The 14,281-nt window shown below is 35.9% G+C and carries 12 protein-coding genes and 1 pseudogene; 6 read left to right on the top strand and 7 right to left on the bottom strand.

Translation table 11 applies throughout. The annotated features are described in order from the left end of the window. Nucleotides 1-68 precede the first annotated feature (68 nt). From ltrA to sodB, 3 genes are all read right to left on the bottom strand, one after another. Complete coding sequence (gene ltrA / locus E2I05_RS10485; RefSeq protein ID WP_133309630.1) at nt 69-1,109, bottom strand: group II intron reverse transcriptase/maturase; 1,041 nt, start codon at nt 1,107-1,109, stop codon at nt 69-71. A 226-nt stretch (nt 1,110-1,335) separates the two neighbouring features. Next, complete coding sequence (locus E2I05_RS22030) at nt 1,336-1,503, bottom strand: hypothetical protein (protein WP_170179620.1); 168 nt, start codon at nt 1,501-1,503, stop codon at nt 1,336-1,338. Nucleotides 1,504-2,158: 655 nt separating this feature from the next. After that, the gene (gene sodB / locus E2I05_RS10495; protein WP_121852417.1) at nt 2,159-2,743 is read right to left on the bottom strand and encodes a superoxide dismutase [Fe]; all 585 of its coding nucleotides are present in this window, start codon (nt 2,741-2,743) and stop codon (nt 2,159-2,161) included. A 211-nt stretch (nt 2,744-2,954) separates the two neighbouring features. Here sodB and E2I05_RS10500 point away from each other — a divergent pair, with 211 nt between their 5' ends. The 5 genes and pseudogenes from E2I05_RS10500 to E2I05_RS10520 all read left to right on the top strand — a co-directional run bounded on the left by E2I05_RS10500 (nt 2,955) and on the right by E2I05_RS10520 (nt 9,160). After that, entirely contained in the window at nt 2,955-3,287 is a 333-nt protein-coding gene (locus E2I05_RS10500) for a Grx4 family monothiol glutaredoxin (RefSeq protein ID WP_121852416.1), read from the top strand. A gap of 191 nt (nt 3,288-3,478) precedes the next feature. Next, nucleotides 3,479-4,555 carry a DUF2066 domain-containing protein gene (locus E2I05_RS10505; RefSeq protein WP_121852415.1) on the top strand — a complete coding sequence of 359 codons (1,077 nt, stop codon included), beginning with the start codon at nt 3,479-3,481 and terminating at the stop codon, nt 4,553-4,555. Nucleotides 4,556-4,620: 65 nt separating this feature from the next. Continuing rightward, on the top strand, nt 4,621-5,331 hold the full coding sequence (gene hda / locus E2I05_RS10510; protein WP_121852414.1) for a DnaA inactivator Hda: 711 nt from the start codon (nt 4,621-4,623) through the stop codon (nt 5,329-5,331). A gap of 282 nt (nt 5,332-5,613) precedes the next feature. Then, nucleotides 5,614-7,013, top strand: a pseudogene (locus tag E2I05_RS10515) (IS4 family transposase); the annotation flags it as partial. 431 nt (nt 7,014-7,444) lie between these two features. Beyond that, nucleotides 7,445-9,160: an acyl-CoA dehydrogenase family protein gene (locus tag E2I05_RS10520; RefSeq protein WP_121852413.1), complete on the top strand. Its 1,716-nt coding sequence runs from the start codon at nt 7,445-7,447 to the stop codon at nt 9,158-9,160. Here E2I05_RS10520 and dacB read toward each other — a convergent pair. Next, the gene (gene dacB, locus E2I05_RS10525; RefSeq protein ID WP_165905439.1) at nt 9,144-10,607 is read right to left on the bottom strand and encodes a D-alanyl-D-alanine carboxypeptidase/D-alanyl-D-alanine endopeptidase; all 1,464 of its coding nucleotides are present in this window, start codon (nt 10,605-10,607) and stop codon (nt 9,144-9,146) included. The genes E2I05_RS10520 and dacB overlap by 17 nt on opposite strands. 146 nt (nt 10,608-10,753) lie before the next feature. Continuing rightward, nucleotides 10,754-11,806, bottom strand: coding sequence for a site-specific integrase (locus E2I05_RS10530; protein WP_165905438.1), 1,053 nt, complete (start codon nt 11,804-11,806; stop codon nt 10,754-10,756). Between the two features lie 197 nt (nt 11,807-12,003). Here E2I05_RS10530 and E2I05_RS10535 point away from each other — a divergent pair, with 197 nt between their 5' ends. Next, nucleotides 12,004-12,453, top strand: a complete 450-nt coding sequence (locus tag E2I05_RS10535) for a hypothetical protein (protein WP_121852410.1) — start codon at nt 12,004-12,006, stop codon at nt 12,451-12,453. 237 nt (nt 12,454-12,690) lie between these two features. On the opposite strand, the gene E2I05_RS10540 is transcribed toward E2I05_RS10535, so the two are convergent. Next, nucleotides 12,691-12,984, bottom strand: a complete 294-nt coding sequence (locus E2I05_RS10540; RefSeq protein ID WP_121852409.1) for a hypothetical protein — start codon at nt 12,982-12,984, stop codon at nt 12,691-12,693. Nucleotides 12,985-13,143: 159 nt separating this feature from the next. Further along, nucleotides 13,144-14,229: an MBL fold metallo-hydrolase gene (locus tag E2I05_RS10545; RefSeq protein WP_121852408.1), complete on the bottom strand. Its 1,086-nt coding sequence runs from the start codon at nt 14,227-14,229 to the stop codon at nt 13,144-13,146. Nucleotides 14,230-14,281 lie beyond the last annotated feature (52 nt).

The raw sequence follows: 14,281 nt of genomic DNA on the forward strand, positions 1-14,281 counted from the left end.
CCACTTTAAATTTCAACGCTTAATTTGTCATACCTGCGAACGCAGGTATCCAGCGACTTGTGCCCAAATTAACCAAAGACTCTGGACTCCTGCGTTCGCAGGAGTGACGATAAAATTGGTATACATTCTTCCGCCACGTCCCTTAGTTTCGGGTTTAACTCTTTTATCACCCGTTGTAATGGCTTACCACCGTTGCGTTTGGTGAGCGCTTTAAGCTGCACTTTGAAGCTTTTCAGTTTCTTAGCTTGGATTGTCGTATAGTTACTGCCAATCTCTACTCCGAGAAACTTTACCCCATCATCACTATGAGTTATGTGAGTTTTACTCCGATTTACTGTCAGCTTTAAGTCTTTTTCAAGTAGCTTTGTCGCTTGCTTCAGTGCATTATCTGCACCTTTGCGACTGTGACATAATATCAGGATATCATCTGCGTATCTGACCAATCGATGATTTCTACGTTTCATCTCTTGGTCAAAGGCATCAAGGTAGATATTCGCTATCAGTGGACTGATAACGCCACCTTGTGGACTTCCTGTTACTGTTGCTTGCCAGTTGCCTCCTACGATAACACCGCTTTCAAGGAACTGTTTTATCAACCTTAAGATACTGCCATCTTTTACCCTTCTGCTTATGCTCGTTAAGATTAGCTCTTGGTCGAGTAAGTCAAAGCATTTGGATAAATCCATATCCACCACATGTTTTAAGTCATATTGACGGATAAACATCGTGGCTTTGTTTATGGCATCATGGCCGCTTCTGTGTGGTCGATATCCATAGCTTGATGGATGGAACTGCTCTTCAAATATCGGACTTAGTATATCGTTTAGGCATTGTTGTACGATTCGGTCTCGAACTGTTGGTGTCCCAAGCTTTCTCACTCCACCATCATCTTTCGGGATTTCTACCCGTTTGACGGCTGAAGGTCGGTATTGCTTGGTCTTGAGTTCGATAAGAAGTTTATCAAGTTCGTTACTCAGATTTGAGGCGAATTGCTCTAAGCTCTGCTCATCAATTCCAGCAGTGCCTTTGGCTCTCCACACTTTCTTAAATCCGTTGTACAGTGATTCTTTGTTAAGTAAGCGACCATACAAGCTGTAATAAACTCTCATTGACCTCTCTGTGTGCGTTATTTGGGTTCAGTGTCTTGTTTTCATCAGTCGGTGTATTTCACTCAGCCTCAAAGCCTTCTAGCCCTTGGCAATTTACTTTGATATGACTGAATTACTCCCGTATACGGCTTCGGTCTCCAGAGTCATTATTCCTAATGCCTCCAGTCGGAAATGCCTCACTCATCTTTTTGTGATTTTCTGTATCTTTGAAAAAAAATCCTGTCCATCACAAACTTAAATTAAGCTTCACCCCTTCGCCAACATCAAGGCTTTTGGCTTTTGGCTGTTGATGTCGCCAATAAACTACGTCATTGGTCAATCCAGTTTTGCCCTCCACACCATTACTGGCTTTCATCGGCTGGATTTTACTCACTACTACGGGCTCATCGGCCACCTCGCACCAACTTCTACCTTGAGTTTCCTCTTGTATAAAAGCTTCTGGACTATCCCAGATAAGGTGTCAGGCTTCCCCAGTTACTGCACTCGCTCCCTGTTAGAAATCCCACCCTCAAGCACATGATCCTAAATAAATCGGCTGAACGCACAATTTAGCTTTAATCTATTGAAGTTAAATACAAAACTAAACAACCCTAATTCACCCATCAGGTGAGTGCTGAACATTCATATACTTGCCAAAATCACCGCTAGCTGCGTTATAAATTTTGCAAGTAGAAACGAAGTAACGACAGTTTTATATGTCGGTAACCACTACTTGCTGCTATTCATGCCTTGCTATCAGTAATTTTTTCTGTGTATATGAACGCTCCCAACCGATTTATTTAGGATGATAGAGCTGACTGAGTATATGGCGTTGCGCTATTTCGCACGCTTACCTCCCTATCATGCCGAATCAGGTTCGCTTTCGCTGTGTACCTCTAACTTCCTATGGCTTCCTTCTGACCTTGCCGTTAGCCAACAACGCCCTTGCCATTCGGATTATCTTCCCCTCAGTCTGGGTGATACAGGCTTCTTTCTGCCTGTCGGGTTTGCCAGCTTCGCTGGGCAAACAAAAAGGAGCCATTGGCTCCTTTTTAATAGATTAAGTAATATTAACCCGCAAAATTCTGGTTCACGAAGTTCCAGTTAACTAATTGCCAGAAATTGTTCATATAGTCAGGGCGAACATTTCGATAATCGATGTAATAAGCGTGTTCCCACAAATCAACTGTCATCAAAGTTGTTACTGATTCATCTGTTAATGGTGTAGCAGCATTACTAGTGTTTACGATAGCTAGACTACCATCTGATTTCTTGACTAACCAAGTCCAAGAACTACCAAAGTTATTGATAGCTGAATTAGTAAATTCAGTTTTAAAGTTCTCAAAAGAACCAAAACTTGCATTAATTGCATCAGCAATTGCGCCAGTTGGTTCACCACCTGCATTTGGTGCTAAACAGTTCCAGTAAAAGGTGTGGTTCCAAATTTGAGCCGCATTATTAAAAATTCCACCTGATGAAGTTTTTACAATTTCTTCAAGTGATTTATTAGCAAGGTCAGTACCTTCAACAAGACCATTTAATTTCACAACATATGTGTTGTGATGCTTACCATAATGATATTCAATTGTTTCTTGTGAAATGTGTGGTTCTAGTGCGTTCTTCGCATACGGTAGTGCTGGTAATTCAAAAGCCATTAGTATTATCTCCGTTGACTTGATTTATATTGCTCACGACACGTATTGTACTGATTAATTCCGTGATGTGAATCATTGTTTGTGTAATAAATTCAGTTGACTTTAAATTAATCTACTCGCTACAAACCCATACTAATAATAGGTTTTTTATTCTGTTCCTAGCTGACGTACAATATGCACAACGCTAAGCCTTTTGTTACTAGGAAATACAATGGAAACCATCGAAAAAATTAAGCAGCAGATATCAGAGAACCCGATTATTGTTTATATGAAAGGCTCACCAAAACTACCGAGCTGTGGTTTTTCATCTCAAGTTGCACAAATAATGATTAACTGTGGCGAGCAATTTGCTTTTGTCGATATTTTACAACATCCAGATATCAGAGCAGAGCTACCTAAATTCGCTAATTGGCCAACATTCCCACAATTATGGGTCGAAGGCGAGTTGATTGGAGGTTGTGACATCGTGGTAGATATGTTCCAAAAAGGTGAGTTACAGCCTTTAATCAAAGAAACAGCTGATAAATTTCGCAGTGAAGATTAAATGATAATTCATTAATTTTAAGCCGTGGTTGTCGCGGCTTTTTTGTCTCTGAGCATTTCGTCTTTGGTGTTTCACACAATTGCAAAAATTTTAGCCGAGATAAAGGGTTATACCAATTACACAAATAGATAGTCAGCGAGAATCACTGTGTTAGAATTATCGTTACATTGTATTTTTTCAATTATATATCTATGACTCTTAACACTAAAAAACTTATCTTACTGTTGTTTTGTTGTTTTTTGTTCAGCTCTTTCCATTCAAAAGCGGTATTAGTTCAAAAGCTTAATGAAGCAAGTATTACAGTAAAGTCTAAGAGTAAAATAGATACAAATTCCGGAATTGCAAAAGCATTGGAACATGTCTTTATTAAGAATTCTGGATCGTTTTCTATCTTAAACAATGAGCAAATCAAAAGTTCGATAAAAAAACCTAGAAACTTAATGAACCAATTTTCGTTTGAAGAACGCAATGGTGAATTAAAGCTAAATGTAGTTTTTGAAGAACAAAAAGTACTCGCTCTTTTACGAAGCGCAAAAGTCCCAGTTTGGGGCAAACAACGACCATCAACGCTTTTATGGACTGTGTTAGCCCATGATAGCAATGATTTTGAAATTATGAGTGAGACCACAGTAAACGAGCTTTCTCAATCTATAAATGTGGCAGCTAACGAATATTCTGTACCAGTTTTATTTCCTATAATGGATTTTACGGAGAGTACATCTATCAGCGGAACCGACATTAAAGAGCTTTTTGTTGATAGGTTTTATGAATTATCAGCCAGATACAATGCTGGATATTTTGCATTAGTATCAATTTCAGAGTCCGGTTCAATGTACAGTTATAGCCTTAATTTATATAACATCGATGAACAAGGTTTCAATAAGGCTGAGATTATTAAATCTGGTAAAGCCAAAACATCACCTGAACTTTCGCAAGCATTGATTAACTCTCTTAGCGAATATTATTCAAAAAAGTTTGCCGTTATCACCGCCGATGATTCTGATATTGTTCACGTCACCTTTGAGGAAATATCAGATTTAAAAGGTTTGATTTCTTTAGAGAATTACCTTAAGGAATTTACGATTATTCAGTCACTTTATACTTCAGGTATTAACAATCGTTCTGTAACATTCAGAATTAAACTTTATGGTACAAAAGATGACTTATACCGCACATTAAAGTTGGACAAGAATATTGTTGAATCGCAATTTATTATTGATTCAAATAATGCCAATAACTCGATTAATTACCGCTGGCAAGTGCAATGAGCCGATAGCTTTTAATGTACTGCATGTTACAATGTTTATGATTTTTTTATGTCGGGACTAATTGAGTGACAAGAAGCTCACCATTGCAACTTTCATTACCAGTTTATTTACCTGATGATGAAACCTTTAATAGTTATTACCCTGCAACGGGTAATGATGAATTGATACAAGAATTACAGTTGCAAGCACAAGGCGATAAAAATTCATCTATTTATCTTTGGGGTCCAATAAAATCAGGTAGAACACACTTATTACACGCATCTTGCGCACATGCTAAAGAATTGGGAAGAACTAATTTCTATATTCCTTTAGCTATTTTCCCAAGTATATCTCCAGCACTATTCGAAGGTTTAGAGTCAATTGATTTAATTTGTATCGATGATATCGATGCAATAGCGGGTAATCCAATATGGGAAGAAGCTGTTTTTGATTTATTTAATAGAATAGCCGACTCCCAAACGTCAAGTCTAATTGTCAGCGCCAGCAAACCAGCCACTGAAGCTGGATTTTTATTACCAGATTTAGTCTCACGTATGCAATGGAGATTGAACTATCAGCTACAACCAATGGCTGATGATGAAAAGCTTGCAGCACTTCAACGTCGCGCAGCCATGCGAGGTTTACAATTACCTGAAGATGTTGGCCGCTTTTTACTTAGCCGACTCCAGCGAGATTTAAGAACTCTATTTGATGTTCTGGATAAATTAGACAAAGCATCCCTTGTTCATCAGCGTAAACTGACGATTCCTTTTATTAAAGAAATGCTGCATTTGTAACTCGTTACCCTAGGGGCTGTTGATCTTTCGTGATTGTTTTTGCAGCGATAAATTGGTTATTTTATGTAAGGCACAGTTTGTGAGGTTTGGTTATTCCAAATAAGAAAACGATAACGCAGCAGAAATGACCAATTTACGCTGTCTTCGATGCTTTTGAGCATTCACCTGACTCTTCTACACAAATCTTAACTTAATTGAACTTATTTGAATATCGTTGATCTGATCTGGAAATACTCCAAGTCAAGCAGTAAAAACATGTCAATTTTTAACCCTGAACAATAGTCAAAAAATCATTTTCAAAAAGCCAATACTGGCGATTCTAGAAGAACAAAACGTCTGGTAGAACCGTATCCGATATGGCTCGTTGTAGTGGCAAGTCAATCGCTCTATCATGCCAAGGGAATGAAGCAAAGCAAGAGGAAGCATATAGATTGATGCGTAATAATTCTGTTGCACCAGAAGTAATCCGCTGTTCTGGGTTTGATCACACTGCCGAGCAAGCTCAATCATACTTAGAAATCTTAGCGATAGATGACACCACTTCACTCAGCTATAAACACCAAGTCGCCTCCGAATTAGGGAAGTTAGGCCGTGTAAAAGATAAAGCCCGTGGATGGTGGGTTCACTCAACACTTTTATTAGATGGATTTACCACTAAAACGATTGGGTTGATTCATCAAGACTGGTGGCGTCGTCATGATAATCCTGAAGATGCAGATGAAAAGGAAAGTGGTAAATGGGCTGATGCTTCACATTTTTGCCGTCAACGTTTAGGTGACACCATGTCACGGGTGATTTCGGTTTGCGATAGAGAAGCGGATATTCAAAGCTACCTACAAGACAAACAAGCACATAATGAGCGATTTGTTGTGCGAGCCAAGCACAATAGAAAAATCCTTGAATCAGAGCTACCGTTGTTTGAATACCTAGAATCGCAACCAGAGCTAGGTGCATACACAATTGATATTCCACAAAAAGGAATGAAAGACAGTAAAGGCAAACCTGTTAACAGAAAGGCCCGAAAAGCCAAATTAACGGTAAAAGTCGCAACGGTTACTCTGAAGTCAAAAGATGAAATGCAGCCAATTAATGTGGTTTATACTCAAGAGATAACCTCAAAGAAAGACGTGGAGCCTTTACGTTGGGTGCTGCTGACAACAGAGCCAATAGAAACCTTATCAGAAGCTTTACATATCATTGATATTTATACGGCAAGATGGAGAGTGGAAGACTTCCATAAAGCTTGGAAAACTGGGGCAGGTGCAGAACGACAAAGAATGGCGGAGCCGAGTAATTTAGAAAGAGCCGTCTCAATTTGTGCATTTATTGGCGTACGGTTATTGCAGCTAAGAGAAGCAATAACCATCCCCTATTACTTACGAAAAAAAGGGTTAGCCGAAGCGGCGAATGAACTTGAAAATCAGAGTTGTGAAACCGTATTCGATGAAGATGAATGGAAGCTATTAATGAAGGTGAAAAAGCCGAGAGGTTGGAATGGAAAAGATGTACCGAGTTTGATATGGGTTTATCAATCATTAGCTAAGTTGGGTGGGTTTACCGATACCAAGCGAACAGGAATTGCTGGCTGGGAAACGATATGGGAAGGTTGGGATACGCTTCAATCTTATGTTGTGGGATACCGAGTAGCGAAAGAAATGTTAGCTGATGGTGAGATGCTTTGAGATCTGATCAAGAGACAGGAGCATTCACTGCTCACGCCTTAAACAGATAAACGCCCAAATAGCACAATATTTAATCCTTAAAGATCAACAGACCCTAGTATTTTAATTAATCATTTAGAGTTTAATTCCTCGTTCCTGAGGGCGAACTAATACCAATTACAGTAATTAAATGCTCAACTCAGAGCTATGTATGCGCACAAAGAACAAACGAAATTGGTGAAAACATAGTTATTACCGACATACAAAACTGTCGTTACTTCGTTTCGTGCCTTAGCATGAGAGTCGATAACGTTAAACTGTACTGGGTGATTCATTTTTCATTGATTTTACAAATTAATGCGTCAATTTTACGCAGTAAACTAATTATTACTTGTTTAAAACATAAAGTTCGCATAAATTGAAACAACTGTTTAAATTTTTGAGCTTCTCCGATGAATTATTCTGCTCCGTTGTCTGACATGAAGTTTCTGTTAAAAAATGTATTCCATGCTGATAACGTGTGGCCTAATTTCCCCTATGTTAATGAAAATCTGGACATAGATATTGCATTTACGATCCTCGATGAAGCTTCAAAATTTAGTTCAGATGTAATATTTCCTCTAAACCGAAATGCAGATGAACAAGGTGTCACTTTCTCTTTTGGAAATGTTAAAACTCCCGATGGTTTTACAGAGTGTTATCAATCATTCAGCGAAGCAGGGTGGGGGGGATTATGTGGAAACCCAGATTTCGAAGGTACTGGAATGCCTAAAATGTTAGGTGTTCTTGTCGATGAAATGAATTATAGCGCATCTAATGCATTTACTTTATATAGCTCGCTTACCGCTGGAGCAGCTTTATGTATTGATTCACATGCTTCAGAAAACCTTAAGAAAACTTATTTACCCAAGCTATATAGTGGCGAATGGTCTGCAGCGATGGCTATGACCGAAGCTCATGCAGGATCAGATCTTAATAATATTAGAACGAAGGCTGTTCAGGTAAGTGATGATCAATACAAGATAACGGGTACCAAGATTTTTATTACAGCAGGGGATCACGATTTAACAAGTAATATTATTCATTTAGTGCTTGCCAAAGTGCAAAACGATTCACGTATTTCCTTATTTTTGGTTCCAAAGTTTTTAGAAGACAATAATTTTAATCATGTATCAGCAAGTTCTATTGAGCATAAAATGGGCCTGAATGGCTCAGCTACTTGTGTAATGAATTATGATGAGTCATTGGGACACCTTATTGGTGAGCAAGGAAAAGGTTTATCTTGCATGTTCACTATGATGAATTACGAGCGTCTTGCAATTGGTATACAAGGCTTAGCTAATTCAGAAGCAGCTTATCAATTAGCAGTTAATTACGCAAAAGATAGAATCCAAGGGACAGAACCTAAATTAAAATTACCTTGTAATATCATAGATCATGGTGATGTTAGGCGAATGTTATTAACAATCAGAGCGTTAACTGAAGCAGGCAGAGCGCTTTCTGTTTACACAGGCATGCAACTTGATTTAGCGAAATATGGCGGTGATAGTCAACAAAAAATAGCTAATTTTTCTCAACTATTAACACCAGTAACCAAATCATTTTTCACTGACCGAGGTTTAGAATGTGCAGTTATGGCTCAACAAGTATTTGGTGGACATGGGTATATAAGAGAATCTGGAATAGAGCAAATAGTCAGAGACACTCGGATTGCACAGATTTATGAAGGTACGAACGGCATTCAAGCTATCGATTTTTTATCTCGAAAAGTTGTGCTAGATAAGCAAGTTGTATTGCAACAATTTGTAGAAGATATCAATTTTAATTTGGCAAATTTTAAATTTGTGAATCAAAAAAAGTGTGATTTAGTGAAGGCAAATTTTCAAAAATTGATTAATTTTGCAAGCACCATTAACCATAAAGTAAATCCATCATTACTGAATTCTTGTGCTGTCAATTACCTTGACGCATTTGGCTACAATATATATGGATATTTTTGGTTACTGATGGTTGAGAAGTCACATCAATCAAAACATCATTTATTTGAAAGTAAACAATATTTATGTGACTTCTTTTTTGATCAACTGATGCCAAATGTAGGCCTACATCTTAATCGACTTAAATCATGCGATGATTCAATTATGGCTATGCCTAAAGAGATTTTTTAATATTTGTTTTTTCTGTCTGCTCTTTTATGTGTTGAATTACTGCTTTTAGAAATTGGGCGCTAAATGAAGATTTACTGTTTGTTTTTACTAAAGGACTTAGTCCATTTTCGATAATCACAAATGCAAGGGGTGGTTTATGTGGTAATAAAATATATCCAGCAAGACCTTGAACCCCTTGCATACTTCCTGTCTTTGCCTTTACTACAGATCTATATGGATCATGGTTAAATGGATATTTAAACTCAAGTGTTCCACTTTTGCCCGCAATTGGGAATGAGCCTAGTAAACTTTGGGTTTCTGGATTCTGATAGATAAGTTTCAATGATTGCATTATTTGCTCAGCATTCACTAAATTGTATCTTGATAATCCAGAGCCATCTGCTAGTTTTGCAGAAAATAGATCTCCTCCAAGTTGATTAAAAACTTTCTTTATTGCCGTTGTACCATTATTAAAGTCACCACGAGCATTGAAAACGTCTTGGCCTAATTTTTTAGTTAAGCTATCTGCAATTAAATTGTCTGACTCTAAAATCATTTTATCAAGTAAGTTTTGAAGTTTTGGGGACTTATGCAATGCTAATATTGTTGGTAAGTGCGGTGTTGTTTTTAGTAAATGAGTATTGCCTTGAATAACCTTTCCCTCAAGGCGTATTCCAGAAGTTTGCAGTATTTTATGAACATAATCTTTGACAAATAATTGTGGATCTTCAATTGCAAATTCCAATCTTTTAGTTTTTTTACTGTAAAAACAACCTGTTATTCTGTATTTATTAACACTAACACTTTCAATTTCCATTCTGCAATCTGGTTGAAGCTTTTTTGGGTCGTAATAAATATCACTTATTATTTCCAATGGTGAATACTCAGGAAAAGTAATAACTCCTTTATTGGATTTATCATGACTTAATTTTGCTAATACGCAATTCTCATTAATAATAAAACCTGAAACTGGAGCAGCATAACAAATTGATAAATCATCCCATGCCCACCCAGGAGCATGTTTCACCCGCGTCATAGGTGCTTCTAATTTAATATTTCCTTCTATACTATTAATTCCTCTATCGAGCAATTGATAGAAAAGGTCTTCTAACTCTTCAGATGTAAAACTAGGATCTCCACTGAACCTTAAAGTTACATCGCCTTTAATTTTACCATTTTTGATTTCAGAGTTTGTTTCTAGAGTAGTGTCAAATTGATAGTCCGTACCAAAATGTTTTACAGCGGTAACTGCAATAAACAGTTTTTGTGTGCTTGCTGGAAGCATTAATTGTTTAGAGTTAATATTAATTACAGGCGTATTATCTAATAAATTCCAAACACTCACTCCAACTTGTGACTCAACAGGTATCAGTGGTTCTACAATTTTATTAAGGTCTTGCGCTAATGATAAAGTTTGAAATGAAAATATAAAAAATATAAAACCGAACTTTAAGAGAGAAAAATTCATAACGCTCACCATAAATTGAAAACACAATGATTATGATGCTTGATTCAACAAATTCAAAGATATCTGAGAAATCATTAGCATTCTATGCAGCTTCGATACAAGTCTAGTTTGAATTATAGGATTATCGATTAATTTTACTTAAACCATTAATCCTTTGGCTTTAAATAATTTTTAAGTGATCGTGGATCAGCATGTCCTGTTCGACTCATAATATAGAGATAGTCTTTATCATTTTCGTGTAATTGAGTTACACAACCGCTTCTCAAACTGTGAGCTCCATAAAACTCTGGATCGAGTCCAGCTTTATTGCAATATTTTTTTATGATCCGATAAATGTCATCGCCATTAATAAACCCGGAATTTGTCTGATCTTTTAGATTAGATGTATTGCTATGATCTGATGCAACGAAGTACGGTCTTATAGATTTTCCATCTCTAGATATTGAACGAAAAACATGACCAGATGTTATGCCCGCAACTGTTAACCAATTTTTTATACTCGTGTAAGCAGAAAAATTTTCTGATGTTGGAAGTAGTTTCCATTCATTTTTTCCTTGTTGATTGGCTTTAGAATAGGGCAATCTTACTTTCATCTTTTTAGGTAAAAAACTAATGTGTTCAACCTGGATCTTGGAAAGTTCAGAACGTCTGAATCCACCTTGAAAGCCTAATAAAATAAGTGCCTTATCTCTTAGTCTAATTAACTCGTTTTCGTTTTGTTCGATCATATTTATTAACAATTCTAACTCGTCGTACATAATCGGTTGTTGGTGATATTGAACCGTATTTCTGTACTGATTTCTACTAAGCCCTCGCAAAATTTTCAGAACATCAGGGTGCTCTGTAGGAGAGACAAATCCAGCTTGTTGGTGATAAAACCTAATTGCAGCTAAACGAGAATTAATTGTAGGTAAAGAAAAGTGGTGTCCGGTCATATTTATTTGTGATTTTTGAAAACCAATAAAAGCCATAATCGATCTTGGATCTGCAGGAATAACAGACAAACCATGTTGTTCGCAATATTCATGAAAAATATTGAAGCTTGATTTATAGCTTCTTTGAGTATTTATGGATATTTGATGTTTAGTTTCCTGAACGGCTGAATTCAGATCATCAGTAACTGATTGTGGAAAATAACTTTCTTCATGCCAATCAGTATCAGATTTTTGAATTAACGAGTTAATTGATCTTTTATGCACAGGTTTTGATCCAAATTGATCCGGAATATTTTTATATTCTACCAGTGATAACTGTGATTATCACTGGTAGAAATAGGTTTTATATTTTCGACCATTTATTAAGCATAATGTATATGCAATTTTAGTTAATCTACGAGACTTTATACTCAATTTTTTATACAATAATAAAGTGGCTAACCATCTTATTGAGGTTTAAAGTGTCTGATTTTTGGAAGTATCATAATAAACCACCTAGTGCAGGAAGAAGATTACTGCTACTTTCACATGATGAGGTAATATTTTATCGAAGGTACTTGTTAAAAATTTTTGATAAAAAGGGTTGTTATAATGATCTATATGCTAAAAATATCATAAATTGCACAAATGCTGAGTTTACCGAACTAACAATTCTTCTAGGATCCTTGTCAAAAATTTCAAATACTAGTGAAATTTCATATTTTAACATTTCAATAAACAAACATTTTACAGATTTTGGTTGGCGAGAATTCAGACAAAAACTTTCTCAATATAAAAAACGGGAGCAAAAGTCGCATATTATTGTGACTAAAGCATTAAAAGCGCGTTTAACCGAATATCAAAAAAAGTATCAACTAGATTCACTCGAACAAGTAATCGATACTTTATTAACCGATGGAATAAACGAGTAAGAGTAATGGCAAATTTTATACTCTTTCTAACATAGGCATTGTATTAAGAGTACAGTGTTCAATAAAATTGAGTTGAGTTGAGCATTTAATTTCTGTAATTGGTATTAGATCAAATAAAAAAGCCACGAAATGTGGCTTATCTGATATTTGCATAGAATTGAATTCTAAGCTCATCTGTGTAATTCATAAAAATATAGGTCAGTTTTAAGTAAGTGCTAGAAAAATCTAATAAAATTATTATTCAGGGGAAGTTTCAAGACTTTGTGCATTTGCTAATTTTTTTTCTTTTAGATCGAAACCATCAAGTAATAATAAAACGTCTGCAATTGCAGATTTTAATTTTGTATGGTCTTTTGAGTTTTTTCCTTTTTGCCGATGCTCTTTAGATTCTTTAAGTGTAATTAAATTAAGTAGTGAAGTTAATTTATCCTCGTTATTATCGTCTACAGAGATGGTTTTCGTTTCCACTTTTTTATTGTATTTTTCAATCTCTGACTGTAAATGTTCTTGTGCTTCTTTTAACCGTTTCATACTCATCCCTAAGTGATTATAATATTAATTAAAACTAGTGCTATTTTGCTCTAATATCAAGTAATTAAAAACTTTTTTGATGGAGCAAAAATTCTAATAAATTTCAACTTAATGAGTGATACTGAATTTCACAAATTGTATTTAAATATCAGTTAATATTTAAAAAGTTTGTTCTTCACCTTCATTAAGGATGAATATAGGGATGCTTATTTTCATTTGTTTATGCATTTTAAGAAATCTAAGCAATGGCGAATGAGTTGAGCGGTCTCCCATCTTCCATGAATTATTTCCAAACCCCCAAGGAATGATAACTTTGCAGTGTAAATCTTGGGCAGCAGTTAAAGCATCTTCTGGCGTCATATGAACATATCGATACCATTTTGGGTTTTGTTCACTGAAATATGAAGCTATAGGCAATAAACAGACATCAATATCACCATACTTTTTATATATGTCTTTGAAATGACTTGAATATCCAGTATCTCCTGCAAAAAAAAGTTTCTTGTGATTACTTTCTAATATCCAACCTCCCCAAAGTGTTTTGCTGTTATCTTCATATATGAAAGGAACGAGGATCCGATTACTAAAATGGTTTGCTGGTACAAAGTGAATATCAGTGTTACCAAGTCGACTCGAAGCAAACCATGCCATTTCATTTATTTTGTAACCGTCATTAGGAAAATGTGAAGCAAATTTTAATGGGGTGAAATATTCAATTTCATTGCCGAGTTTATCAATATCGCTTTTATTGAAATGATCATAATGAATATGTGAGTACAACACAGCATCAACATTTTTTACTTGCCTGCCAGTAAGCCATTTTGGTTCATTTCGATAGAAACCTCCATTTAATTTAAAAGCAAGGTCGACTGGCCAATCAAACTGCTTACTCACTGGATCAAATAAAAAACTCGTACCATCTTGTGTATTAACGTAAAAACTTGCATGTCCAATCCAGCGAACAGAAAACCCAGTTCCTAGTTCAGGTAAAGATTGCTGCCCCATAAAAGTACAGTTTTCAGCAGGAGTATCACATTTAATCAATTTATTAGGGAGGTAGCAGTTTTCAGTACATGTTTGTGAATATTTTTTTTCACCGGGATACAAATTCGAGAAACGATCTTGGTTTTCAGGTTTATCTCTGTATTTAATTATAGAATCATCATTAACGATAACATTAACAGTATTTGTTGTTGTGCAACCAATAGACAAAACGACAAATGCACCTAAGGCTAACCACTTCATTGAAGTATATCCATATCAAAAATAGACAATTATTGTAAATTATGAATAGGCT

The organism is Parashewanella spongiae (assembly GCF_004358345.1).
GTDB lineage: Bacteria > Pseudomonadota > Gammaproteobacteria > Enterobacterales > Shewanellaceae > Parashewanella > Parashewanella spongiae.